The sequence below is a fragment of the Enterobacter sp. UPMP2060 genome, from assembly GCF_053709655.1.
Genome location: NZ_JBSKJQ010000005.1, coordinates 128496 through 153940, shown reverse-complemented (window position 1 = coordinate 153940; position 25445 = coordinate 128496). Strand labels below are relative to the sequence as shown.

Below are 25445 nucleotides of genomic sequence, written 5' to 3'. Positions count from 1 at the left end.
TAGCCGCCACCCGGCACCCACCACAAGGTTAGAAGTTATAACCTACAACCAGGTAGCCACCCCAACCGGTTGATTTTGACGTGAAGTCACCATCACCCCAGTTCACGGTATCTCCACCTTTCCACTGGCCGCCATTATGGAAATAACGCGCGACTACGGAGTAGTGCCAGTGATCGTAGTTCAGAGCCAGAACGTGGCTGGACGCGATAGAATTGCTGGTACGGTTCTTGTCATCACCCAGATCTGAGCCCCAGTCGAAGTTGGTGAAGCCGATGTAGGTCAGCTGGCCACCCCAAACCTGAGTGATTGGCACAAAGTATTTCACTTTGAAACGGTAGCCATCCCACTCGTTTTCGTTGGAAGCGCCATAGTTCTGCCACTGGTATTTCGCGTACACGTTCAGGGACAGTCCCATAGGCAGACCGGTATCGATGTCTGTACCCAGACCCATGTACCAGGTGCTCTGACGGCTGCCTTTGTTATCGCCCATATCGTAGATATAGTTGTTGGCGAAGTACCATTCTTTGAACGGACCAAAACTCAGATCAGTGCCCGTCAGCTTATCGATAGAGAAACGCGGTTCGATTTCCATGAACATCGGGGAACCGTCTGACCAGATACCTTTATCGTTGCCGTTGCCCCAGTCAAAGGTCTTAGGAATATCGATGTAGCCGTAGAAATCAAACCAGTCTTTTTTAGCAAACGCTTCGTATTCCAGGTAGACGTCGTTGTTCAGCTTTGGAGAAAAGCGCGTGTGGTAGCTGCCGACCACGTTAACGCTCTGGTGCCACCAGTCGGAGAGGTATTGTGGTTTATCGTTTTCCGCTGCGTTAACAGTGAAAGAGGAAGAAAGTGCCAGCACGGCGCCGGCTGCGAGTAATGTTTTTTTCATAATCATGCCACTGATTGAAATTCCCTTCCGGGAGTGAAAAATGCGCGAATTGCGTTTCTAAATATTTCGTGTTTCTGCGGTGCCTATTATAGGAATCCCTGCTCACAAAAATATGTGTTGTTTCACATATCTCTCACGCGCGTAATCGATTGCGTTCACGTTTGCGTACTTTAAACGGGCGGGATTGTAGCGGCAATCATTTATGTTGCCAATCCATACGAAATGTAAATGTTAGCGGAGTGACATTTCACTCCGCTAAAGGGAGGGTTATTGCGCGGCGGGCTGGATATCGTGAATGCGGATGAAATCTAACCGATCCGGAGTCAGTCCGTTAAGCTGCAGCGGAATGTCAACATCGCTTGGTGCCAGCACGCTGGCCGGAGCGGTGAACAGCTGACTGTTAACATTCACCTCCTGGTAGCTCTCAGTGGTGCCCTGAATCTGTCCCCATTCGACGGTGCCGCTGAAGGCGGGCAACGGATCGTTGGACTCGCCATGAATGCGTAATGTTGCGCGAGTACCATTTGCATTCGCCGCCACATTCACCAGAGACATTTTTAGCGTGCCAATCTGACTATTGAGACGCGCAGGCGTATTCGCTCCCGGCAGCAGATAAACCCCGCTGCTGGATTTGGCGTTTAGCGCGTTTTGCTGGGTGATCTTCACCGTTTCTTTGTTCAGTTTGTCCATCGCCGCATTGAGCGTGTTCACGCTCTGTTTCATCTGACGGACTTCGGTTTGCTGTGCACAGGCGCTAAGGGTGAAGAGGCTCCCCACCAGCAAAATTTTAAGGTAACGTCTTGTCATTGCGTTTATTTCCTTGAAATAACGGATCGCCTTAATGGTAGCCAGCCTCGACGTGTCAGACATAGATCCTTTGTCTCAAAAAGCTCTTCCTTTGTTGTCAGGCCAGATCAGGGTAAAATGAAAATTAGTTAACCACATAACAGGGATACCGTATGCATTGCCCATTCTGCTCCGCTGTGGATACCAAAGTCATCGACTCTCGTCTTGTGGGCGAAGGGTCATCCGTACGCCGTCGTCGGCAGTGTCTGGTGTGCAACGAGCGTTTCACGACCTTTGAGGTTGCAGAGCTGGTAATGCCGCGCGTGGTGAAAAGCAACGACGTGCGCGAGCCGTTTAACGAAGAGAAACTGCGCAGCGGGATGCTGAAGGCCCTGGAAAAACGTCCCGTCAGCGCGGATGACGTTGAGATGGCGTTAAACCACATAAAATCTTACCTTCGTGGTTTGGGTGAGCGTGAAGTGCCGAGCAAAATGATCGGTAACCTGGTGATGGAGCAGCTGAAAAAGCTCGATAAGGTTGCCTATATCCGCTTCGCCTCGGTCTACCGCAGCTTCGAAGACATCAAAGAGTTTGGCGAAGAGATCGCCCGCTTACAGGATTAAGCTCATGCAGGATGAGATTTACATGGCGCGAGCCATGAAGCTGGCGCAGCGCGGTCGTTTTACCACCCATCCCAACCCGAACGTCGGGTGCGTTATCGTTAAAGATGGCGAGATCGTAGGGGAGGGGTTTCACTATCGTGCCGGCGAGCCGCATGCCGAGGTTCATGCGCTGCGCATGGCGGGTGAGAAGGCGCGCGGCGCCACAGCCTACGTCACGCTGGAGCCCTGCAGCCATCACGGGCGTACGCCGCCGTGCTGCGAAGCGCTGATCGCGGCAGGCGTTTCACGCGTGGTCGCATCGATGCAGGACCCGAATCCGCAGGTTGCCGGACGAGGTCTGTATCGCCTGCAGCAGGAAGGCATCGACGTCAGCCATGGGCTGATGATGCATGACGCGGAAGCGATCAACAAAGGCTTTCTGAAGCGCATGCGCACGGGGTTCCCGTATATTCAGCTCAAGCTGGGCGCCTCGCTGGACGGTCGTACGGCGATGGCAAACGGCGAAAGCCAGTGGGTAACCTCACCACAGGCAAGGCGCGATGTGCAACGTCTTCGCGCGCAAAGCCATGCTATTCTCACCAGCAGTGAAACCGTTCTGGCTGACGATCCGGCCATGACCGTGCGCTGGGACGAACTGAATGCCGATACCCAGGCGCTGTACCCGCAGGAGAACCTGCGCCAGCCGCTGCGTATTATCATTGATAGCCAGAACCGCGTGACGCCGGAGCACCGCATCGTGCAGCAGCCGGGTGAAACCTGGATTGCCCGCACTAAAGAAGATGCGCGCGAATGGCCGGAAGGCGTGCGCAGCATTATGGTGCCGGAGCATAACGGTCATCTGGATCTGGTAGTGCTGATGATGCTGCTCGGCAAGCAGCAGGTGAACAGCATCTGGGTTGAAGCGGGGCCAACGCTCGCCGGTGCGCTTTTACAGGCCGGACTGGTGGATGAACTGATTGTTTACGTTGCGCCTAAACTGTTAGGTCACGACGCGCGCGGCCTGTTTGTGCTGCCCGGCCTTGAAAAACTGGCCGACGCACCGCAACTCAAATTTAGCGAGATTCGTCCGGTAGGCCCGGATGTCTGCCTCCACTTAACGACAGCGTAATTGCTCCTGAAATAGGGAAGCAGTGCGCAAAGTATTATGATAAAATCCGCCCCCCTGCGGGGCCAAATGAACCCGTAAAGGAAGAGTATGAACATTATTGAAGCTGCTGTAGCTACCCCGGACGCTCGCGTCGCCATCACCATTGCGCGTTTCAACAACTTCATCAACGACAGCCTGCTGGAAGGTGCGATTGACGCCCTGAAACGTATCGGCCAGGTTAAAGATGACAACATTACCGTTGTTTGGGTTCCAGGCGCTTACGAACTGCCACTGGCGGCGGGCGCGCTGGCGAAAACCGGTAAATACGACGCGGTGATTGCGCTGGGTACCGTTATTCGTGGCGGCACTGCGCACTTCGAATACGTTGCGGGCGGTGCAAGCAACGGTCTGGCACACGTTGCGCAGGATGCTGAAATTCCTGTCGCGTTCGGCGTGCTGACCACCGAAAGTATTGAACAAGCCATCGAACGTGCTGGCACCAAAGCCGGTAACAAAGGTGCAGAAGCTGCACTGACCGCGCTTGAAATGATCAATGTATTGAAAGCCATCAAGGCCTGATTTTTTTGTAAGGGGAATTCCGTGAAACCTGCTGCTCGTCGCCGCGCCCGTGAATGTGCCGTCCAGGCACTTTACTCCTGGCAGTTGTCCCAGAACGACATCGCTGATGTTGAATACCAGTTCCTGTCAGAACAGGACGTAAAAGACGTTGACGTTCTGTACTTCCGCGAACTGCTGTCGGGAGTGGCGACTAATAGCGCGTATCTCGATGGCCTGATGAAGCCATACCTGTCCCGTCTGCTCGAAGAGCTGGGCCAGGTGGAAAAAGCAGTGTTGCGTATCGCGCTGTTTGAGCTGTCTAAACGTGATGATGTGCCGTATAAAGTGGCCATCAACGAAGCGATCGAACTGGCGAAAACCTTCGGCGCTGAAGACAGCCACAAGTTTGTAAACGGCGTACTTGATAAAGCAGCACCTGCGATCCGTCCCCACAAAAAGTGATCCGCAAACCGGAGTTCTGCATTGCCTGACGGGCAGTGCGGCTCCGGTTTTTTCTTTTATTTGCTGAGGCATAACGTATGGCATGCGGCGAATTCTCCCTGATTGCCCGTTATTTCGACCGTGTCAGAACCTCTCGTCTTGATGTTGAAACCGGCATTGGCGATGACTGTGCACTTCTCAATATTCCCGAAAAACAGACGCTGGCAATCAGCACCGACACCCTGGTGTGCGGCCGTCATTTCTTACCGGATATCGATCCTGCCGATCTGGCGTATAAAGCCCTGGCGGTTAACGTCAGCGATCTGGCGGCGATGGGTGCCGATCCCGCGTGGCTGACGCTGGCTCTGACCCTGCCAGAGGTAGATGAAGCCTGGCTGGAAGCCTTTAGCGATGCGCTGTTTGAGCAGCTTAGCTATTACGATATGCAGCTGATTGGCGGCGATACGACTGCCGGTCCGCTGTCGATGACGCTGGCGATCCACGGCTACGTGCCGCTCGGCCGCGCGCTGAAGCGCTCAGGCGCAAAACCGGGCGACTGGATCTACGTGACCGGTACGCCGGGCGACAGCGCGGCAGGGCTGGCGATCCTGCAGAACCGTTTAACGGTTGAAGATGCTGACGACGTGGCGTATCTGGTGAAACGCCATCTGCGGCCAACGCCGCGTATTTTGCACGGACAGGCGCTGCGCGAACGGGCAAGCTCGGCTATCGATCTCTCTGACGGGCTGATCTCGGATCTCGGGCATATCCTGAAGGCCAGTGGCGTAGGCGCGCGCGTTGACCTGGATCTGTTCCCGCTTTCGGAGCAACTGCTTCGCCATGTAGAGCCTGAGCAGGCCCTGCGCTGGGCGCTGTCCGGTGGTGAAGACTACGAGCTGTGCTTCACGGTGCCAGAGCTCAACCGTGGAACGCTGGACGTGGCGTTAGCGCATCTCGGCGCGAAATTTACCTGCATCGGTCAGATCATGCCGGAGAGTGAAGGGCTGAAGTTTGTGAAAGACGGTGCGCCCGTTACGCTGGACTGGAAAGGATACGATCACTTCGCGTAAGTTTGTGCGCGCTGTACTGCCGGGTAGCGGCTCCGCCTTACCCGGCCTACAAAAGATGGGCTTACTTAAACCCCACCACCGGGTGGGGCTGATACGGTGTTTCCAGCTCGGCAATCTGCTCCGGCGTCAGCGTGATATCCACCGCATTCAGCAGCTCATCAAGCTGTTCTTCCCGCGACGTTCCAATAATCGGCGCAGCGACCCCGCGCTTGCCCAGCAGCCACGCCAGCGCCACCTGAGCGCGGGTTGCACCGGTATCGTCGGCGATCCCGGCTAAACGTTCGGCAATCAGCGCATCGCTGGCTTCTGTACCGCCATAGAGATTCTTTCCCACTTCATCCGATACCAGGCGAGCCGTGGTATCACCCCATGGACGGGTCAGGCGGCCGCGCGCCAGCGGGCTCCACGGGATCACCGCCACGCCCTCCTGATGGCACAGCGGCAGCATCTCGCGTTCTTCTTCACGATAGATCAGATTGTAGTGATCCTGCATGGTGACAAAGCGCGCCCAGCCGTGCTGCGCCTGGAGATCCAGCGCCTGAGCAAACTGCGACGCGTGCATAGACGATGCGCCGATGTAGCGTGCTTTACCGGCTTTGACCACATCATTTAGCGCTTCAAGCGTCTCCTCGACTGGCGTGTTGTAATCCCAGCGGTGAATTTGCAGCAGGTCGACGTACTCCATGTTCAGGCGTCTGAGGCTGTCATCAATGGAGCGCAGGATCTGCGCGCGAGAAAGGCCCTCAGCCAGATCGCCCACCGGATAGTAGACCTTGGTGGCGACGACGACGTCATCACGGCGGGCAAAGTCGCGCAGTGCGCGGCCGACAATCTCCTCGCTGCTGCCGTCTGAGTAGCTGTTAGCGGTGTCAAAGAAGTTAATGCCGCCCTCGATGGCGCGTTTGATAATCGGACGGCTGCTCTCTTCCGGCAGCGTCCAGGCGTGGTTTCCCCGATCGGGCTCGCCAAAGGTCATGCATCCCAGACAAAGTCGGGAAACCTTAAGGTCCGTTCTTCCTAATGTTGTGTATTGCACGGTTCCGCTCCTGCTGTTTAAACACCAGCTTTAAGCATAGCAGGAGCGGAAAAGGGGGAGGGGTCAGTCCAGCCAGGTACGGATTTTGGCTTCGATACCGGCGGCGTCCAGGCCAATCGCCGCACGGGCTTCGTCCTGAGTACCTTGCGGAATGAAGCGATCCGGCAGGCCGAGGTTCAGCACCGGCACGGCTTTACGGTTCGCCATCAGCACCTCATTCACGCCGCTGCCCGCGCCGCCCATGATGGCGTTTTCTTCCAGCGTGACCAGCACGTCATGGGTCTCAGCCATACTCAGGATCAGAGATTCATCGAGGGGCTTCACAAAGCGCATGTCCACCAGGGTGGCATTCAGCGCTTCAGCCGCTTTAGCCGCCTCAGGCATCAGCGTGCCGAAGTTCATGATCGCCACCTTTTCACCGCGACGCTTCACCAGACCTTTACCGATCGGCAGTTTTTCCAGCGGCTGCAGCTCAACGCCTACCGCATTGCCGCGCGGGTAGCGGACGGCGCTTGGGCCATCCTGATAGTGATAGCCGGTAAACAGCATCTGACGACATTCGTTCTCGTCGCTTGGCGTCATGACAACCATATCCGGAATACAGCGCAGGAACGACAGATCAAACGCGCCCTGGTGCGTCTGGCCGTCGGCACCGACGATGCCCGCACGATCGATAGCAAACAGTACCGGCAGCTTCTGAATCGCCACGTCATGGATCACCTGATCGTAGGCGCGTTGCAGAAAGGTGGAATAGATCGCGACAACGGGCTTGTAGCCGCCAATCGCCAGGCCCGCTGCAAACGTCACCGCATGCTGCTCGGCAATGGCGACGTCAAAATACTGGTCAGGGTATTTTCTGGAGAACTCCACCATGCCAGAGCCTTCACGCATGGCCGGGGTGATCGCCATCAGCTTGTTGTCTTTGGCTGCGGTTTCGCACAGCCAGTCGCCGAAGATTTTGGAATAGCTCGGCATGCCGCCGCTGCTTTTTGGCAGACAGCCGCTGGACGGGTCAAATTTCGGTACCGCGTGGAAGGTGATCGGATCTTTTTCCGCCGGTTCGTAACCGCGCCCTTTTTTAGTCATGATATGCAGGAACTGCGGGCCTTTCAGGTCGCGCATGTTCTTGAGCGTGGTCACCAGGCCCAGCACGTCGTGACCGTCAACCGGGCCAATATAGTTAAAGCCCAGCTCTTCAAACAGGGTGCCCGGCACCACCATGCCTTTGATGTGTTCTTCGGTACGCTTGAGCAGCTCTTTAATCGGCGGTACGCCGGAGAAGACTTTCTTGCCGCCTTCGCGCAGCGAGGAGTAAAGCTTGCCGGAGAGCAGCTGGGCCAGATGGTTGTTAAGCGCGCCGACGTTCTCGGAGATCGACATTTCGTTATCGTTGAGGATAACCAGCATGTCCGGCTTGATATCGCCCGCGTGGTTCATGGCTTCGAAGGCCATACCGGCGGTAATGGCGCCGTCGCCAATCACGCAGACGGTGCGGCGCTGCTTGTTCTCTTTCTCGGCGGCAACAGCAATACCGATGCCCGCAGAAATGGAGGTGGAGGAGTGGCCGACGCTCAGCACGTCATACTCGCTCTCACCGCGCCACGGGAACGGGTGCAGGCCGCCTTTCTGACGAATGGTGCCAATTTTATCGCGACGTCCGGTCAGAATTTTGTGCGGATAGGCCTGGTGTCCCACGTCCCAGATGAGCTGATCGAACGGCGTGTTATAGACGTAGTGCAGCGCCACGGTCAGCTCTACCGTGCCAAGCCCGGAGGCGAAATGGCCGCTGGAGCGGCTTACGCTGTCGAGCAGGTAGCGACGCAGCTCGTCGCACAGCTTCGGCAGGCTCTCTTTCGGCAACAGACGTAACTCCTGGGTGGAGTCAACTAACGCCAGTGTCGGGTATTTGGCAATATCAAAACTCATCAAAGGCTCATCGAGATATATAGTTTATTTATCACGCTGGATTATATAGTCCGCTAGCGCTTCCAGTGCCGAGGTATCCAGCGATTGCGCGGCCAGTTCATTTAGCGACTGGCGGGCATCGTCAATCAGATCCCGGGCTTTACGTTGGGCTTGCTCAAGACCCAGCAGGGCGGGGTAGGTACTTTTGCCAAGCTGCTGGTCCGCACCCTGACGTTTACCCAATGTTGCAGTATCGCCCACCACATCCAGAATGTCATCCTGAACCTGGAATGCCAGACCGATACTTTCTGCGTATCTGTCCAGAATCGGCAGGGCTTTGCGCCCTTGTTCACCCGCGCTCAGCGCGCCCAGGCGAACGGCGGAACGAATCAACGCCCCGGTTTTATGGCGATGAATACGCTCCAGCTGTTCCAGATTAACCTGACGTCCTTCCGCTTCAAGATCCAGCGCCTGTCCGCCGCACATGCCGGCCACGCCGCTGGCCATTGCCAGCTCGGAGATCATCGCCAGGCGGTCGCGGTCGGCCACTTCCGCCATCGGCGCGTCGCTCAGAATCGAGAACGCCAGCGTTTGCAGGGCATCACCCGCCAGAATGGCATTCGCCTCGCCAAACTTGATATGGCAGGTGGGTTGACCCCGACGCAAATCGTCGTCGTCCATGGCCGGGAGATCGTCGTGGATCAGCGAGTAGGCATGGATGCACTCAACGGCGGCTGCCGGGGCGTCCAGCGTGTTATCGCTGATGCCAAACATATTGCCTGTGGCGTACACCAGGAACGGGCGCAGGCGCTTTCCACCCAAGAGTGCGCCATAGTGCATGGCTTCAACCAGAGGAGTGTTCTGAAAAGGCTGTGGCGCAATAAAACGGCGCAGGGCGTCGTTGGCGCGTACGACACGCGCCTGAAGCTCGTTGGCAAAATCCATTTACTCGGCGTCCGGTGTGAAAGGCGTGGTTTTCGCGTCTTCGCTGTCGGAAAGCAGGATCTGCACGCGCTGCTCGGCCTGCTGCAGTTTGACCTGCCCCTGGCGCGCCAGCTGCACGCCACGCTCGAATTCATTGAGCGCCTCTTCCAGCGGGAGATCGCCGCTCTCAAGACGGGTAACGATTTGCTCCAGTTCACTCAGCGCAGTTTCGAAACTGGCCGGTGCGTCGTTCTTCTTCGGCATAGTGAATTGACTCTTATATTCTCAGCCCCGACATGGTAACGGACTCAGGGCAATTATCAAATAACGCGCAATGTGCACAGGAGCGGCGCGATGGTGGTATACTTGCGCGCCTGGATGCAGCCACGGGTGTGGGCTGCTGTACTCTTTTCCATTACAAGCCTTAATACGCTTGCCTAAGAAACATTGCCGCCATGAAGTTTATCATTAAATTGTTCCCTGAAATCACCATCAAAAGCCAATCTGTGCGTTTGCGCTTTATTAAAATTCTCACCGGGAACATTCGTAACGTATTAAAGCACTACGACGAAACCCTCGCCGTGGTGCGCCACTGGGACCACGTTGAAGTGCGCGCCAAAGACGAAAACAAACGTCAGGATATTCGCGACGCGCTGACCCGTATTCCGGGGATCCACCATATCCTGGAAGTGGAAGATGTTCCGTTCAGCGATATGCACGACATCTTCGAGAAAGCGCTGGTCCAGTACCGCGACCAGATCGAAGGCAAAACCTTCTGCGCGCGCGTGAAGCGTCGCGGCAAGCACGAGTTCAGCTCCATTGAAGTGGAACGTTACGTTGGCGGCGGTTTGAACCAGCACGTTGAGACGGCGCGCGTACGTCTGACCAACCCGGACGTGACCGTGAATCTGGAGATCGAAAACGATCGCCTGCTGCTGGTGAAAGGGCGCTATGAAGGTATCGGCGGCTTCCCGATCGGAACCCAGGAAGACGTATTGTCCCTGATCTCCGGCGGCTTCGACTCCGGCGTCTCCAGCTATATGCTGATGCGCCGCGGCTGCCGTGTGCACTACTGCTTCTTCAACCTGGGCGGTGCGGCGCACGAAATCGGCGTTCGTCAGGTCGCGCATTACCTGTGGAACCGCTTCGGCAGCTCCCACCGCGTGCGTTTCGTGGCGATCAACTTCGAACCTGTCGTCGGCGAAATCCTCGAAAAAGTGGACGACGGCCAGATGGGCGTGGTGCTGAAGCGCATGATGGTGCGTGCGGCGTCCAAAGTTGCCGAGCGCTACGGCGTACAGGCGCTGGTCACCGGTGAAGCGCTGGGCCAGGTGTCCAGCCAGACGCTGACCAACCTGCGTCTGATCGACAACGTATCTGATACGCTGATCCTGCGCCCGCTGATCTCCCACGATAAAGAGCACATCATCGATCTGGCGCGCGAAATCGGTACCGAAGATTTTGCCCGCACCATGCCGGAATACTGCGGCGTGATCTCAAAAAGCCCAACGGTGAAGGCGGTGAAGGCGAAGATCGAAGCGGAAGAAGAGAACTTCGATTTCAGCATTCTGGAAAAAGTGGTGGAGGAAGCATCCAACATCGACATCCGCGAGATTGCCCAGCAGACCGAGCAGGAAGTCGTTGAAGTTGAAACCGTGAGCGGTTTTGGCGCTAACGATGCGATTCTGGATATCCGCTCCATTGACGAGCAGGATGACAAGCCGCTGCAGGTTGAAGGCGTCGACGTGGTTTCTCTGCCGTTCTATAAGCTGAGCACCAAGTTTGGCGATCTCGACCAGAGCAAAACGTATCTGCTGTGGTGCGAGCGCGGGGTGATGAGTCGCCTGCAGGCGCTGTATCTGCGCGAGCAGGGCTTTGCGAACGTGAAGGTGTATCGCCCGTAGTTTATTGCCGGGGAGTGCGGCCTGAAGCCCTCACCCCGGCCCTCTCCCACAGGGAGAGGGAGAACACCTATTCGTAATAATTATAAATCCCCGCCGGCATCACCAGCGACGACGCCACTTCGTACGCTTTCTCGCGCCCGACCAGCAGGTCAATAATCTTTAAGCCAAAATCAATCGCGGTGCCTGGCCCCTGGCTGGTCAGCAGGTTGACGCGCGGATCCCAGACGACGCGTTTATCCACCCAGTGCTCTTCCGGGATCGTATCCTTCAACCCCGGGAAGCCGGTCATGTTGCCGATGGGGAAGATATCGTGCGGAACCAGAACCGTTCCTGCTGCGGCACAGATAGCCGCGACGATGCGGCCGGATAAATGAAACTGACGCACGGTCTCGACCAGCAGCGGGCTGTCGCGAAAACATTCCGCGCCTTTTAAGCCGCCGGGCAGCACGATGATGTCGTAATCGCCGTCAGCCACCTGAACAAGGGGGGCATCCGCGAGGATTTTCACCCCGCGCGAGCAGGTGATTGCCAGATTACCGTCGCTTGCGACGCTGGCGGTGGTGACCTTAATGCCGCCGCGCACCATCAAATCAATGGTGGTGACCGCTTCCATCTCTTCGCTACCAGGGGCGAGGCAGATCAGTGCTGACGCGCTCATATTCACTCTCCTTACGTTTAACCAGGTCATACAGACGGGCGTTTTCCGGCACGGCGATACCGTGCGCGCGGGCGCGTTTTAGCAGATAGCCGGTAATGTAGTCGATCTCCGTGTGGCGTAATGCCCGAACATCCTGCAGCATCGAGGAGATGTTTTCTGCCGTGCTCTCAATGACCTGCTCGACATAGCAGCGCAAATCGTCGGCCGAGGTATGCAGGCCTTCCCGCTCAACGACCGCCGCGACTTCCGCACACAAAATCGCAACGTCCTGCGGATGATTTTTCAGCTCCCCGTTCGGGCAGTTCCACAGCGCCGTCAGCGGGTTGATCACGCAGTTTACCGCCAGCTTGCGCCACAGCTGAGGGCGGATGTTGTTGTGCCAGGCCACGTCCGGCAGCACCTTCTGCAGCACATCGGCAAGATAGCTGTAATCTCCATCCTGAGTTCTGGCGGGCCCGATGTGCGTCACGCCACTGGCGACATGCACGATGATGTTGCCGTCGCGACGCGCAGCGTGCGTGGTCGTAGCCATCAGCAGGGGCTGCGGTACGCTTTTCAGCTCATCAAGGGTCCCCATGCCGTTATGCAGCAGCAGTATGGGTGAAGTGGGGGGGAGCTGCGCGGCCAGTGTCTTTACCGCGTCTGAGACCTGCCACGCTTTGAGCGTCACCAGTAAAAGGTCGCTTTGCGCCAGGAAATCAGGATCGTTCGCGGTGAGGGATTCGTTAAAGATGCTTCCGTCTTCACCAATCAGGTTTACACTGCAATAGGGCTGGGGCACGCGCAGCCAGCCCTGAACCTCATGTCCGTGCTTGCACAGCGCGGTCAGCCACAGCTGACCAAGCGCTCCGCATCCGAGCACCGTAATTTTCATTGTTCCTCCTCACCTGCAACTGCGCCAGGTGTTACAGCTTAATTATACAGCTAAGCTTCTGTTGAGTTATGCCTCGTAGCGGGTATTATGCAACGCAACAAAAGTGAAGGGAGAAGAAAAGATGCCATCTTTCGATATTGTTTCCGAAGTTGATATCCAGGAAGTTCGCAACGGCGTTGAGAACGCAACCCGTGAAGTTGAGTCACGTTTCGATTTTCGTGGCGTTGAGGCGTCGTTTGAGCTGAACGACGCAAATAAGACTATTAAGGTGCTGAGCGAGTCTGATTTCCAGGTGAATCAGCTGCTCGACATTCTGCGCGCCAAGCTGTTAAAGCGCGGCATCGAAGGGACGTCTCTGGACGTGCCGGAAGAGTTTGTGCACAGCGGTAAAAACTGGTTTGTTGAAGCCAGGCTGAAGCAGGGCATCGAGAGCGCGGTGCAGAAGAAGATCGTTAAGCTTATTAAAGACAGCAAGCTGAAGGTGCAGGCGCAGATCCAGGGCGAAGAAATTCGCGTGACCGGTAAGTCCCGCGATGACCTCCAGTCCGTAATGGCGCTGGTGCGCGGCGGCGATCTGGGGCAACCGTTCCAGTTTAAAAACTTCCGCGATTAATATAAAAAGCCCGGTTTAACCGGGCTTTTTTTCACGCTTTGAGCGCCTGCTCGACTTCGAAGCGGTTGGTCATTTTACTGTCTATTTTGACGTAGGCGCTGCGCTCTTCCGGGACGATGAGTACCTCTGTCACACCCTCTTTGGCTTCCAGACGCTGTTTCAGCGTATCGCTAATCTCAACATCATCCGGGATTTCCACGCGCAGGCTGCTCACGTAGCGCGGCTCTTTCATGGTGCTGGCGACCAGCAGCCAGACTGTCGCCAATAGCGCACCGGCGAGGAACACGGTTTGTGAATCAAACAGGCCGTCCACCCAGCCGCCGAGCGAGCCGCCGATCGCCACGCCGAGAAACTGGCTGGTGGAGTAGATGCCCATCGCCGTGCCTTTGTAACCGGCGGGGGACTCTTTGCTGATCAGCGACGGCAGCAGCGCTTCCATCAGGTTAAAGGCCAGGAAGAACAGCTGCACGCCGGCAATCAGCTCCCAGAAGTGCGGGCCAGCACCCCAGAGCACAATTTCGGCAATCAGCAGGACCGCCACGCAGCCCACGAAGACGCGCTTCATTTTGCGCTTCACTTCGGCGTAGATGATGAACGGCACGACGGAGACAAACGAAATCAGCATCGTGACCAGATAGATTTTCCAGTGCTCAGCCGCCGGGAAACCCGCTGCGGCAAGCTGGCCGGGCAGGGCGACAAAGGTCGACATCAGCAGGATGTGCAGACACATAATGCCAAAGTTCAGCTTGAGCAGGCGCGGCTCGACAATCACTTTGCTGAAGCAGCCTTTTACCATCCCCGATTCGCGGTTCAGGACGTGGTTTTTGCTGTCCGGCACGACCCACAGGGTTAAGGCAATACCGATGGTCGCCAGCACGGCAATCATCCAGAACAGGGCGTGCAGACCCAACGTGTGCGTAATGATGGGGCCCAGCACCATCGCAATCGCAAAGGTCACGCCAAAGCTCACGCCGATGAACGCCATCGCTTTAGTACGGTTTTGCTCGCGGGTTAAGTCGGACAGCAGCGCCATCACCGCGGCGGCAATCGCGCCGGAACCCTGCAGGGCGCGGCCGAGAATAATCCCCCAGATGGAGTGGGAGAGGGCGGCAATCACGCTTCCGAGCACAAAGACCAGCAGCCCGCCGACGATCAGCGGCTTTCGGCCCACCCGATCAGAGAGCAGGCCAAAGGGGATCTGAAAGACCGCCTGCGCCAGGCCGTAGATGCCGATCGCGAGCCCAATCAGCGCCTCGCTGGCCCCCTGCAGCGCCATACCGTACGTGGTCAGAACAGGCAGGACCATAAACATGCCAAGCATCCGTAGCGAGAAGACAGTCCCTAAGCCCCAGGTCGCGCGTAGCTCGCCTGGCGTCATTTTATAATCGTTCATTACCACCTCAGTTCAAAAGCAGGCCATAGTGTAGTGCGGGGAAGGGGCGGGGTAAATAAAGGGTTATTTAACAAATATTACATGCGTTATTAGTAGATTCAGTGAATAAAAAAGGTTGCCGAAGCACCCTTTTATTGACCTGTTTGGCTTACCAGACGTAAGTCAGCAGGTTGTGTGAATCTGGCACCATGAAGTCCACGGACATCATCACGGACAGCGAGGTGATGGCCACAATCGAGAACACAAACAGTTTGCGCGCCCAGACTTTGTCATCTTCCACTTTGTAACCGCGCAGCGCCATACCGAGCCACCAGACGCTCACCGCAGCCGCTACCGCCAGATATTTATACCCGGCGTAACCACCCAGAGAGAGCATCAGCGTTGCCACGGCAAAGGCGATGATGTACAACGTGATGTGGTTCTTGGCAACAGAAATGCCCTTCACGACCGGCAGAACCGGGATGTTCGCTGCCTGATAATCCTTAAAGCGGAAAATCGCGATGGCATAAGAGTGCGGCATCTGCCACAGGCTAAAGATAGCCAGCAGGATCAGCGCACCGCTGTCGAACTCGTTCGTGACCGCGCAGTAGCCAATCACCGGCGGCGCAGCGCCGGAGAGAGAACCAATCAGCGTGCCGTAGACGGAGTGGCGTTTCATATACAGGCTGTAGACGCCCACATACACCACGAACCCCATCACCCCCAGCCAGCAGGCCAGCGGGTTAGCACCAAACCACAGCAGCATAAAGCCAGCAATACCCAGCAAGGTGGCGTACACCAGCGAGACGGAAGGGGCGATCAGGCCTTTCACCAGCACCCGATTTTTGGTCCTTTCCATCTTCTTGTCGATATCCATGTCGATGTAGTTGTTAAATACACAACCGGACGCAACAACCAGTGACACACCGACCAGCGTGTAGATAAAGAGGGTGTAATCAATGCTGCCCTTAGAGGCCAGCAGGAACCCTCCGATCACGGAGATCAGGTTGCCAAAGATGATGCCTGGTTTCGTTACTTGCAGGTATTGCTTAAACATACTCGCCGCTCTTAGTGAACCATCATGTTGTAGTTGAGGTTCCACATAATCCAGATGGAACCGACTACCAGGATAGCGATGATAATCACGGTAAAGATAAAGGCGGTCATATTCCAGCCTTCATCGGACTTAGTGTTCATGTGCAGGAAGCAAACCAGATGCACCAGAATCTGAATCACCGCGGTCACCAGGATTGCACCCAGAATAACCGGCTTAGACGCAGAACCGCTCATCACCATCCAGAACGGGATCACCGTCAGGATGATCGACAGGATGAAACCTGTCATGTAGGTTTTTACGCTACCGTGGGAAGCGCCATGATCGTTTGAATGACTCATTACATCGCCCCCATCAGATATACAACAGAGAACACACAGATCCACACCACGTCCAGGAAGTGCCAGAACAGGCTCAGGCACATGATACGGGTACGGTTAGTGCTGGTCAGGCCGCGACGGGATACCTGGAACATCAGTACCGCCATCCAGATCAGACCAGAGGTCACGTGCAGACCGTGGGTACCGACCAGCGCGAAGAACGCGGACAGGAAGCCACTGCGATCCGGACCGAAACCTTCCAGAATCAGGTGATGGAATTCATAGATTTCCATCCCGATAAATCCAGCACCAAACAGCCAGGTCAACGCCAGCCAGGACACAACCTGGCTCTTGTTGTTTTTGTACATGGCGATAGCCGCCATGCCGTAGGTGATGGAGCTGAATAACAGCAGTGCGGTTTCAACCAGAACGAACGGCAGTTCAAATATGTCCTTGCCAGCCGGGCCGCCCGCCGTGCCGTTCACCAGAACGGCGTAGGTCGCGAACAGACAGCAGAACAGAATGCAGTCGCTCATCAGGTAGATCCAGAAACCGAAGACTTTGGTCGGTCCTGTATCGTGGTGCGCATGTTCATGCGCGTGGGCAGTTGAGTGCGCCAGAGTATCAGTTGCCATTTTTCAGCCCCGCTTTAGAAATCTCGTCGAAATGCTGATTTTCCAGCTTCTCAACTTCACGGACTGGTACGTAGTAGTCCACGTCCTCGTCAAAGCTCTTCACAATCCAGCTGATTACGATGCCGGCGAAGCCAACAATCGCCATCCACCAGATGTGCCAGATCATTGCGAAACCAAATACCGTTGCGAAGGCGGCAATCACAATGCCCGCACCGCTGTTTTTCGGCATGTGGATTTCTTCGTAATGAGCAGGTTGCTTGTACGCTTCACCTTTTTCTTTCATTTCCCAGAATGCGTCGCGTTCATGAACCTGCGGCACGATGGCAAAGTTATAGAAAGGAGGTGGAGAAGAGGTTGCCCACTCCAGCGTACGGCCACCCCATGGGTCACCGGTCAGGTCACGATTCTGGTCGCGGTCGCGAATAGACACGTAGAACTGAATCAGCTGAGACGCGATACCGCAGGCAATCAGCACGGCGCCGCCCGCTGCAACCATCAGCATTGGGTGGAACTGCGGATCGATCTGCTGGCTCAGACGACGGGTCATACCCATGAAGCCCAGCACGTACAGCGGCATAAATGCCACGAAGAAGCCGATGATCCAGAACCAGAACGCGCGTTTACCCCATTTTTCGTTCAGCGTGAAGCCGAACGCTTTTGGCCACCAGTAGGTTACGCCAGCGAAGCAGCCGAAGACCACGCCACCGATGATAACGTTATGGAAGTGCGCAATCAGGAACAGGCTGTTGTGCAGAACGAAGTCAGCACCTGGTACCGCCAGCAGTACGCCGGTCATCCCACCTACGGAGAAGGTCACGATGAAGCCGATGGTCCACAGCATCGCTGAGTGGAACACGATACGGCCCTGATACATGGTGAACAGCCAGTTGAAGATCTTCACCCCGGTAGGGATGGCGATAATCATGGTGGTAATACCGAAGAAGGCGTTTACGTTCGCGCCCGCACCCATGGTGAAGAAGTGGTGCAGCCAAACGATGAACGACAGAACGGTAATACACACGGTTGCCCACACCAGAGAAGTGTAACCAAACAGACGTTTACGCGAGAAGGTTGCCGCGATTTCGGAGAACACACCGAACACAGGCAGAACCAGAATGTACACTTCCGGGTGACCCCAGGCCCAAATCAGGTTGATGTACATCATCATGTTGCCACCCATATCATTCGTGAAGAAATGGGTGCCCAGGTAGCGGTCCAGGGTCAGCAGCGCGATGGTGACGGTCAGAATTGGGAAGGAGGCAATAATCAGGATGTTGGCGCACAGAGATGCCCAGGTAAATACCGGCATCTTGAACATGGTCATGCCAGGGGCACGCATCTTGATAATGGTCACGAAGAAGTTGATACCGGTCAGGGTAGTACCGACACCGGAGAGCTGAAGCGCCCAAATCCAGTAGTCGACGCCAACGCCCGGACTGTACTCAATTCCTGACAGCGGCGGGTAAGCCAGCCAGCCGGTCTGCGCGAATTCGCCCACACCCAGTGACAGGTTAACCAGGATAACGCCGACAACCGTGAACCAGAAGCTCAGGTTGTTCAGGAACGGGAACGCCACGTCGCGCGCGCCGATTTGCAGCGGAACGACAACGTTCATCAGACCGATAACCAGCGGCATCGCCACGAAGAAGATCATGATAACGCCGTGGGCGGTAAAGATCTGATCGTAGTGGTGCGGTGGCAGGAAGCCGGCTTCACCCGCAGAAGCGAGTGCCTGCTGGCTACGCATCATGATCGCATCCGCAAAGCCACGAATTAACATGACGATACCGACGATGCAGTACATGATACCGAGTTTTTTGTGGTCAACCGAAGTCAGCCACTCGTTCCACAGGTAGCTCCACTTACCGAAGTAAGTGATCAGGGCCAGTAAGGCCGCGCCACCAATGATAATTGCAGCCACCGTAACCACGATAATCGGTTCATGGTAGGGCACTGCATCCAGTGTCAATTTTCCGAACATTTTCTTCCTCGGCCCCTTAGTGAGCGGTTTCCGCGTGGCTCATGTCCATGCCTTCCATACCTTCATGCGCGCTGTGCTCGCCTTCAGGCTGGGTCATGTCCATGCTCTTGCCGTGATCCATAAATTTGCCAATAACGTCTTTGAACAAATCTGGTTTCACATTAGAGAAGTACTCCACCTTGTTGTATTCGCTTGGTGCAGCCACTTTTTCGAACGCCGCCATGTCAGACATGGTGTTTGGAGACTGCTTCGCTTTTTCAACCCACTGGTCGAAAGCGGCACGGTCTGGCGTCGCAATAGCTTTGAACTTCATACCTGAGAAGCCCGGGCCGCTATAGCTGGCGGAGATACCATCATAGGTGCCTGCTTCATTCGCGATCAGATGCAGGTTGGTCTGCATACCGGCCATCGCGTAAATCTGGCTACCCAGACGTGGGATGAAGAAGGAGTTCATTACGGAGTTGGAGGTCACTTTGAACTGAACCGGAGTGTTCGCCGGGAAGGCGATTTCATTCACGGTAGCAATACCCTGCTCTGGATAGATGAAGAACCATTTCCAGTCCATGGAGACCACTTCAATGGTAATAGGTTTCTCATCGTGAACCAGCGGTTTGCTTGGCTCAAGTGCGTGAGTGGTTTTCCAGGTCAGTACGGCAAGGAACAGGATGATCAGAATAGGTACCGTCCAGACCACAGCTTCCACTTTATTGGAGTGTGACCAGTTAGGGCTATACTTCGCATCTTTATTGCTCGCACGATACTTCCAGGCGAAACCAACAGCCATCAAAATGGCAGGAATAACCACAATCAACATCAGGCCAAAAGCCGTCAATATCAGTGAACGTTGTTCCAGTCCAATCTGTCCTTTGGGGTCTAGTAGTGCAGAATCGCAGCCACTGAGTAATACAGTGCCCGCGAATAATGACAACCATCCCAAACTTTTATTGTATTTCCCGAGTCTCATTTAACGACCTCAATTCCACGGAGTCTGGTGGCGTTTAAAGTGTGCGGGCATTTTACGGGAAGGTTACATTACTGTAAACATCATTAGGCCTGTGTCAGGAAGGTGTTACCGGGTTCTGCCGCACGTGTCACAAGTGTTGCAAATTATGTCGGTTTTTATGACCGAAGCCGCATGGCATGGGCTTTATAACGAAAGGACCCCCAAGCATACCCTAAAAGGGGCAATTGGTATAACCATTGTTGAAAATAAACAAAAAATTAACAATTAATTATCAATAAAAAGACATCTGAAAAACGAAAAATCAAACTCTCGTATGCTGAATCGTTTAATGAAAAATAGCGTTTTGGAATGGGAGCCAATAATTTCCAAATCCTATCCCGCACAAAACAACAAATATTTTTTTGCGCCTGGCGGCTATTTCGCCGTTATAATTTCGGTTAGTGATTACAACGGGAAATAACCTTTCGCATTTTTCTTCAGGTCATCTGCGTTTTACGCAACGCCATGAAATCAAGCAGACCTCCGATCAGGATCCCGGCGATAGCCAGCAGGGCGCCTGCGTCCAGCAGAAGGGCTTCGAAAGGGAGTACCAGAGAGGTGCTGGCATTGATAATAAGCACCACAAGCCAGAGCGCCAGAGCAATGCAGCCCGCCATAAACAGACGTAGCGCAAAACGATAGGCGCGGCGATATTCGGTGCGCGGCATAAAATGTTCTGTCCGCTGGGTATATTCCAGGGTCTGACGGCAGACCAGCAGCAATAAAATTCCCGGCACGGCAGCCACAACCGAGAAGAGATAAAATGTTGGCCAGCCATGGGCTTCCACGAACCAGCCGGCAATCGGGCCAACGTACACCCGGCCAACGGCGGAGAGCGCCGAGAGCAGCGCGAACTGGGTAGCGGAAAACGACTTATTGCACAGGGTCATCAGCAGGGCGACAAACGCCGCTGTGCCCATGCCGCCGCAGAGATTTTCGAAGAACACCGCCGCGGCCATGCTGATCGTATGTTTGTCGGTAATCGACAGCAGCCAGTAGCCTGCGTTAGAGGCGCCCTGAAGGATGCCGAAAATCAGCAGCGCGCGAAACAGCGTCAGGCGCTGCATCAGTACGCCGCCATAAAGTGCGCCGACAATGGTCGCAAACAGCCCCAGCGTTTTATTCACCACACCCACTTCACCGGCGTCAAAACCGACGCCCCGGATCAGGAAGGTGGTGGTGAGGCTCATGGCAAAGGCATCACCCAGCTTATAAAGGACGATGAGCAGCAGGATCAGCCAGGCGTTGTTGCGGCCAAAGAAGTCACGGAGCGGTTCGGCGACGGCCTGCTCCAGCGAGCGGGGAACCGGGATGACGTCACTCGGTTCTGGCGCGAACAGCGTCGCGATGATGCAGGGGATCAGCAGGGCGGCCATCAGCCAGTACATGCCCTGCCAGCCGAGGTAACGGTCGGCCAGCCACAGCGCCAGCCCGCCGGAGACCAGCATCCCGAGGCGATAGCCCAGCACGCTGATTGCTGCACCAGCGCCGCGCTCTTCAGCAGGTAACACGTCCGTCTTCCAGGCGTCGAACACGATATCCTGAGAGGCGGAACAGAAGGCAATCACCACCGCAAGCGCTGCCATCCAGCGAAGCTGGGTGGTGGGTTCAAGAAACCCCATTGCCGCAATAGCCAGCAGCAGCAGGATCTGCGTCATCACTAGCCAGCCGCGTCGACGTCCGAGGAAAGGCGGCGTGTAGCGATCCATGACCGGAGACCACAGGAACTTAAAGACATAGGCCTGGCCGACAAGCGAGAAGAAACCGATGGTTTTAAGATCGATGTTCTCAACCGTCATCCACGCCTGAAGCGTGCCGGAAGTGAGTGCGAGGGGTAAACCCGAGGCGAAGCCGAGGATCAGCAGGATCGCTGATTTCGGTTGCTGGAAAATGCGTAAGTAATGGCTGGACATGTTCTTATAAAACTGACCCGGTGATACACCGGGTCAGAGAGCGGGATTAACGCGCGTTCTGCTTGATGAAGTCGTGAATGCTGGTGTCCTGCGCCATATCGGCGATGGTATCGGTCAGCACGCTGTTCACGGCGTTAGCAATGTTCTGGTTAGAAGCCTGGAAGGCACCTTCAACAGAGTAGCTGGCGCGGTAGTTTTTGGTCATCTTGTTGCCATTCTTCGCGGTGGCAATGATGGCGATATCCGCTTTGGTCGCAATGTTGTAGCGCACGTTGCCCTGAGACACGTCAGCGTACAGGTTATTCACGATGATCTGCAGATCAACCGCGCCGCTTGGGCCAATCATATAGCCGCGAGCGGTCATCTGTTTCTCCAGCACTTCCTGGAGCAGGAAGCGCAGGTCGCGGGAGGCGGTGAGAGTAACCTGCTGGTTATCGCGGGTCACTTTAGCCAGCGCCTGATCCTGACGCTGATCGGCACCGTTAATGCTCACGGTGACGCCCATCAGGCTTGGGTCCTGCTGAGGCAGGGTGATTTTTGGTGAGACATCAATGGTGGTAGGCGGGGTAGCACAGCCTGCCAGCATAAAAAGGGCTACCAACGGAAAGAAAAGTTTTTTTAACATTTTCGGGTTCTCAACGAATCGTAAGCATATAAAGAGAAAAATTGCCGCCATCATAACATCGCCAACGGCGAGGGGAAGTGGTCAACGCATGTAAATTCATCGCCTTGTCCGAAAACTGACCAGATCACCCTTTTTCCCAATCCGTGTATGACAAAACGTATGAGTCTCACAGTGAACTTCATTCGTTTGAATGAGAAAATCAGACGAAAGCTAAATATTTGTTGTCAAGGTGTAATGGAAACGGTAAAAGCGGCTAACATTTAAAGGGATGGGTGACATCCTGGCGTTGTCGGAGGAGTAATTTCATGATGATACGTGAGCATATAGAAGATAAATTAAGGGCAGCGTTCAACCCTGTGTTCCTCGAAGTCGTCGACGAAAGCTATCGTCATAACGTGCCGGCAGGTTCTGAAAGCCACTTTAAAGTGGTTCTGGTTAGCGATCGCTTCACGGGAGAACGTTTCCTGAATCGACACCGCTTGATCTACAGCACCTTGACGGAAGAGCTCTCCACGACCGTGCATGCGCTGGCACTGCATACCTACACCATTAAGGAATGGGAAGGCCTGCAGGATACGGTTTTCGCATCGCCGCCCTGTCGCGGTGCAGGCACTATCGCCTGATAAATCGGATTTGCAACGGCTGGAGCTTTTCCAGTATGTTGCTTACAGATTTCCTCAAAACGGCCTCCGGGCCGTTTTGTTTTGTATGAGTTTTGAGCGAATGGAGCGATTTTAAGACTAAAAATAGCCTTAAAGTGTGAAAAAAGCCGCAGCAACATGCCCCAACCGTTCTCGACTCACCTAAGTGATGCCGCTATAATGCCGCGTCTTATTGAATGTCTTCGGGATGATTCTGGCGACAGGGAATGTGAATCTGCACTAAGAGAGCATCCCGGTATAACAGACAGATTCAGAGTTGACCGAGCACTGTGATTTTTTTGAGGTAACAAGATGCAAGTTTCAGTTGAAACCACTCAAGGCCTTGGCCGCCGTGTAACGATTACTATCGCTGCTGACAGCATCGAAACTGCTGTGAAAAGCGAGCTGGTCAACGTAGCAAAAAAAGTACGTATTGACGGCTTCCGCAAGGGCAAAGTACCAATGAATGTTGTTGCTCAGCGTTATGGCGCTTCCGTGCGTCAGGATGTGCTGGGTGAACTGATGAGCCGTAACTTTATTGATGCGATCATCAAAGAAAAAATCAATCCGGCCGGCGCGCCTAACTACGTTCCAGGCGAATACAAACTGGGCGAAGACTTCACCTACTCCGTAGAGTTCGAAGTGTACCCGGAAGTTGAGCTGAAAGGTCTGGAATCTATCGAAGTTGAAAAACCAGTTGTTTCCGTGACTGACGAAGACGTTGACGGCATGCTGGATACCCTGCGCAAACAGCAGGCGAACTGGAAAGAGAAAGAAGGCGCTGTTGACGCTGAAGACCGTGTCACCATCGACTTCACCGGTTCTGTAGACGGCGAAGAGTTCGAAGGCGGTAAAGCGTCTGACTTCGTACTGGCGATGGGCCAGGGGCGTATGATCCCAGGCTTCGAAGACGGTATCAAAGGCCACAAGGCTGGCGAAGAGTTCACCATCGACGTGACCTTCCCGGAAGAATACCACGCTGAAAACCTTAAAGGGAAAGCAGCGAAGTTCGCTATCAACCTGAAGAAAGTTGAAGAGCGCGAACTGCCAGAACTGACTGAAGAATTCATCAAGCGTTTCGGCGTGGAAGATGGTTCCGTAGCGGGCCTGCGTACCGAAGTGCGTAAGAACATGGAACGCGAACTGAACGGCGCGGTGCGTAACCGCGTGAAATCTCAGGCGATCGAAGGTCTGGTGAAAGCCAACGAAATCGACGTTCCAGCTGCCCTGATCGACAGCGAAATCGACGTTCTGCGCCGTCAGGCTGCACAGCGTTTCGGTGGCAACCAGCAGCAAGCGATGGAACTGCCACGCGAGCTGTTCGAAGAGCAAGCGAAACGCCGCGTTGTTGTTGGCCTGCTGCTGGGCGAAGTAATTCGTACCCACGAGCTGAAAGCTGACGAAGAGCGTGTGAAAGGCCTGATCGAAGAGATGGCTTCTGCATACGAAGATCCATCAGAAGTGATCGAGTTCTACGGTAAGAACAAAGAACTGATGGACAACATGCGCAACGTTGCCCTGGAAGAGCAGGCTGTTGAAGCGGTACTGGCGAAAGCGAAAGTGACCGAAAAAGCGACCTCTTTCAACGAACTGATGAACCAGCAGGCGTAATTTCGCCCCAACGGTTTAAAGTTTGAACAGAAAACCCGTTGCCTTGCGGCAGCGGGTTTTTTTTATCGCAGCGATAGCCCAGGAAGAGTGCTAAAACGCCCTTTCGGTGTTAGCGTAACAACAAAAGGTTGTTATGCTTGAAATAGGGCACTGTGAACCCCATAAGTACGTAATCATGATGAATGAGACTGGCTGATAATCCGTCCGTAAGGTTACAATCAGTACAGCAGGTGTTTTCAATTTTGATCCAGGAGACGGAAATGTCATACAGTGGCGAACGAGATAACTTTGCACCCCATATGGCTCTGGTGCCAATGGTTATTGAACAGACCTCACGTGGTGAGCGTTCTTTTGATATCTATTCCCGTCTGCTCAAGGAACGCGTTATCTTTCTGACCGGCCAGGTGGAAGACCACATGGCTAACCTGATCGTGGCGCAGATGCTGTTTCTGGAAGCGGAAAACCCGGAAAAAGACATTTACCTGTACATTAACTCCCCGGGTGGTGTGATTACAGCAGGAATGTCCATTTATGACACCATGCAATTCATCAAGCCTGATGTAAGCACTATCTGTATGGGTCAGGCTGCATCAATGGGCGCGTTCCTGTTAACAGCAGGGGCGAAAGGTAAGCGTTTCTGCTTGCCAAATTCCCGCGTGATGATTCACCAGCCGCTGGGCGGTTACCAGGGGCAGGCGACGGATATCGAAATCCACGCCCGCGAAATTCTGAAAGTAAAAGCGCGCATGAATGAACTTATGGCGCAGCATACGGGTCAACCACTCGAGCAGATCGAGCGCGATACCGAGCGCGATCGCTTCCTCTCTGCTCCAGAGGCAGTTGAGTACGGCTTAGTCGACTCCGTGTTGACCCATCGTAATTGATGCCCGCGACGCGAGTGTGCCGCTATACTAAGGTA

The 25445-nt window shown here is 55.0% G+C and carries 26 protein-coding genes; 10 read left to right on the top strand and 16 right to left on the bottom strand.

The genetic code is table 11. The features are described from left to right. Positions 1-28: 28 nt before the first annotated feature. Together ACWKXN_RS13065 and ACWKXN_RS13060 are read right to left on the bottom strand one after the other, a co-directional pair. Entirely contained in the window at positions 29-892 is an 864-nt protein-coding gene (locus tag ACWKXN_RS13065) for a nucleoside-specific channel-forming protein Tsx (RefSeq protein ID WP_028015691.1), read from the bottom strand. A 267-nt stretch (positions 893-1159) separates the two neighbouring features. Then, on the bottom strand, positions 1160-1699 hold the full coding sequence (locus ACWKXN_RS13060) for a SadB/YajI family lipoprotein (protein ID WP_196354764.1): 540 nt from the start codon (positions 1697-1699) through the stop codon (positions 1160-1162). 152 nt (positions 1700-1851) lie between these two features. On the opposite strand from ACWKXN_RS13060, the gene nrdR reads away from it, so the two are divergent. From nrdR to thiL, 5 genes are all read left to right on the top strand, one after another. Then, positions 1852-2301: a transcriptional regulator NrdR gene (nrdR, locus tag ACWKXN_RS13055; RefSeq protein ID WP_008503337.1), complete on the top strand. Its 450-nt coding sequence runs from the start codon at positions 1852-1854 to the stop codon at positions 2299-2301. Positions 2302-2305: 4 nt separating this feature from the next. After that, a complete protein-coding gene (gene ribD / locus ACWKXN_RS13050; RefSeq protein ID WP_211437679.1) occupies positions 2306-3409 on the top strand; it encodes a bifunctional diaminohydroxyphosphoribosylaminopyrimidine deaminase/5-amino-6-(5-phosphoribosylamino)uracil reductase RibD in 1104 nt (367 codons plus the stop codon). 87 nt (positions 3410-3496) lie between these two features. Then, a complete protein-coding gene (gene ribH, locus ACWKXN_RS13045) occupies positions 3497-3967 on the top strand; it encodes a 6,7-dimethyl-8-ribityllumazine synthase (protein WP_006176874.1) in 471 nt (156 codons plus the stop codon). 21 nt (positions 3968-3988) lie between these two features. Then, positions 3989-4408 (top strand): transcription antitermination factor NusB, encoded by a 420-nt coding sequence (gene nusB, locus ACWKXN_RS13040; RefSeq protein WP_006809908.1) that lies wholly within the window; start codon positions 3989-3991, stop codon positions 4406-4408. Between the two features lie 77 nt (positions 4409-4485). Then, on the top strand, positions 4486-5457 hold the full coding sequence (thiL, locus tag ACWKXN_RS13035; protein ID WP_182383108.1) for a thiamine-phosphate kinase: 972 nt from the start codon (positions 4486-4488) through the stop codon (positions 5455-5457). 61 nt (positions 5458-5518) lie between these two features. Here thiL and ACWKXN_RS13030 read toward each other — a convergent pair whose 3' ends face one another. The 4 genes from ACWKXN_RS13030 to xseB all read right to left on the bottom strand — a co-directional run bounded on the left by ACWKXN_RS13030 (position 5519) and on the right by xseB (position 9586). Then, positions 5519-6493, bottom strand: coding sequence for an aldo/keto reductase (locus ACWKXN_RS13030; protein ID WP_454543884.1), 975 nt, complete (start codon positions 6491-6493; stop codon positions 5519-5521). 63 nt (positions 6494-6556) lie between these two features. Next, entirely contained in the window at positions 6557-8419 is a 1863-nt protein-coding gene (gene dxs / locus ACWKXN_RS13025) for a 1-deoxy-D-xylulose-5-phosphate synthase (protein ID WP_033144766.1), read from the bottom strand. A 24-nt stretch (positions 8420-8443) separates the two neighbouring features. Beyond that, positions 8444-9343: a (2E,6E)-farnesyl diphosphate synthase gene (gene ispA / locus ACWKXN_RS13020; protein ID WP_008503332.1), complete on the bottom strand. Its 900-nt coding sequence runs from the start codon at positions 9341-9343 to the stop codon at positions 8444-8446. Beyond that, positions 9344-9586: an exodeoxyribonuclease VII small subunit gene (gene xseB / locus ACWKXN_RS13015; RefSeq protein WP_008503331.1), complete on the bottom strand. Its 243-nt coding sequence runs from the start codon at positions 9584-9586 to the stop codon at positions 9344-9346. A gap of 191 nt (positions 9587-9777) precedes the next feature. Here xseB and thiI point away from each other — a divergent pair, with 191 nt between their 5' ends. Further along, on the top strand, positions 9778-11226 hold the full coding sequence (thiI, locus tag ACWKXN_RS13010; protein WP_454543883.1) for a tRNA uracil 4-sulfurtransferase ThiI: 1449 nt from the start codon (positions 9778-9780) through the stop codon (positions 11224-11226). A gap of 67 nt (positions 11227-11293) precedes the next feature. Here the strand turns inward: thiI and yajL are convergent, their stop codons facing one another. Continuing rightward, on the bottom strand, positions 11294-11884 hold the full coding sequence (yajL, locus tag ACWKXN_RS13005) for a protein deglycase YajL (protein ID WP_033144768.1): 591 nt from the start codon (positions 11882-11884) through the stop codon (positions 11294-11296). Continuing rightward, on the bottom strand, positions 11847-12758 hold the full coding sequence (gene panE / locus ACWKXN_RS13000) for a 2-dehydropantoate 2-reductase (RefSeq protein WP_224978550.1): 912 nt from the start codon (positions 12756-12758) through the stop codon (positions 11847-11849). The genes yajL and panE overlap by 38 nt, the downstream gene beginning before the upstream one ends. 121 nt (positions 12759-12879) lie before the next feature. On the opposite strand from panE, the gene ACWKXN_RS12995 reads away from it, so the two are divergent. Beyond that, positions 12880-13371, top strand: a complete 492-nt coding sequence (locus ACWKXN_RS12995; protein ID WP_033144770.1) for a YajQ family cyclic di-GMP-binding protein — start codon at positions 12880-12882, stop codon at positions 13369-13371. A gap of 31 nt (positions 13372-13402) precedes the next feature. Here the strand turns inward: ACWKXN_RS12995 and ACWKXN_RS12990 are convergent, their stop codons facing one another. The 8 genes from ACWKXN_RS12990 to ACWKXN_RS12955 all read right to left on the bottom strand — a co-directional run bounded on the left by ACWKXN_RS12990 (position 13403) and on the right by ACWKXN_RS12955 (position 22274). Beyond that, positions 13403-14764 carry an MFS transporter gene (locus tag ACWKXN_RS12990; protein WP_064673451.1) on the bottom strand — a complete coding sequence of 454 codons (1362 nt, stop codon included), beginning with the start codon at positions 14762-14764 and terminating at the stop codon, positions 13403-13405. Between the two features lie 148 nt (positions 14765-14912). Continuing rightward, on the bottom strand, positions 14913-15800 hold the full coding sequence (cyoE, locus tag ACWKXN_RS12985; protein ID WP_013095848.1) for a heme o synthase: 888 nt from the start codon (positions 15798-15800) through the stop codon (positions 14913-14915). Between the two features lie 11 nt (positions 15801-15811). Then, positions 15812-16138, bottom strand: a complete 327-nt coding sequence (locus tag ACWKXN_RS12980) for a cytochrome o ubiquinol oxidase subunit IV (RefSeq protein ID WP_006176899.1) — start codon at positions 16136-16138, stop codon at positions 15812-15814. After that, a complete protein-coding gene (locus ACWKXN_RS12975) occupies positions 16138-16752 on the bottom strand; it encodes a cytochrome o ubiquinol oxidase subunit III (RefSeq protein ID WP_023334703.1) in 615 nt (204 codons plus the stop codon). The genes ACWKXN_RS12980 and ACWKXN_RS12975 overlap by 1 nt, the downstream gene beginning before the upstream one ends. Then, complete coding sequence (cyoB, locus tag ACWKXN_RS12970) at positions 16742-18733, bottom strand: cytochrome o ubiquinol oxidase subunit I (RefSeq protein WP_014168864.1); 1992 nt, start codon at positions 18731-18733, stop codon at positions 16742-16744. The genes ACWKXN_RS12975 and cyoB overlap by 11 nt, the downstream gene beginning before the upstream one ends. A gap of 16 nt (positions 18734-18749) precedes the next feature. After that, a complete protein-coding gene (cyoA, locus tag ACWKXN_RS12965; RefSeq protein ID WP_014882770.1) occupies positions 18750-19697 on the bottom strand; it encodes a cytochrome o ubiquinol oxidase subunit II in 948 nt (315 codons plus the stop codon). Between the two features lie 476 nt (positions 19698-20173). Further along, positions 20174-21649, bottom strand: coding sequence for a muropeptide MFS transporter AmpG (gene ampG / locus ACWKXN_RS12960; RefSeq protein WP_454543882.1), 1476 nt, complete (start codon positions 21647-21649; stop codon positions 20174-20176). Between the two features lie 46 nt (positions 21650-21695). Continuing rightward, on the bottom strand, positions 21696-22274 hold the full coding sequence (locus tag ACWKXN_RS12955) for a lipoprotein (RefSeq protein WP_023310568.1): 579 nt from the start codon (positions 22272-22274) through the stop codon (positions 21696-21698). A gap of 305 nt (positions 22275-22579) precedes the next feature. Between ACWKXN_RS12955 and bolA the strand changes: the two genes are divergently transcribed. The 3 genes from bolA to clpP all read left to right on the top strand — a co-directional run bounded on the left by bolA (position 22580) and on the right by clpP (position 25410). Beyond that, positions 22580-22897, top strand: coding sequence for a transcriptional regulator BolA (gene bolA / locus ACWKXN_RS12950; RefSeq protein WP_021241655.1), 318 nt, complete (start codon positions 22580-22582; stop codon positions 22895-22897). 330 nt (positions 22898-23227) lie between these two features. After that, positions 23228-24526, top strand: coding sequence for a trigger factor (gene tig, locus ACWKXN_RS12945; RefSeq protein WP_023310569.1), 1299 nt, complete (start codon positions 23228-23230; stop codon positions 24524-24526). Between the two features lie 260 nt (positions 24527-24786). Beyond that, positions 24787-25410: an ATP-dependent Clp endopeptidase proteolytic subunit ClpP gene (clpP, locus tag ACWKXN_RS12940; protein WP_010428105.1), complete on the top strand. Its 624-nt coding sequence runs from the start codon at positions 24787-24789 to the stop codon at positions 25408-25410. The last annotated feature ends 35 nt before the right edge of the window (positions 25411-25445 follow it).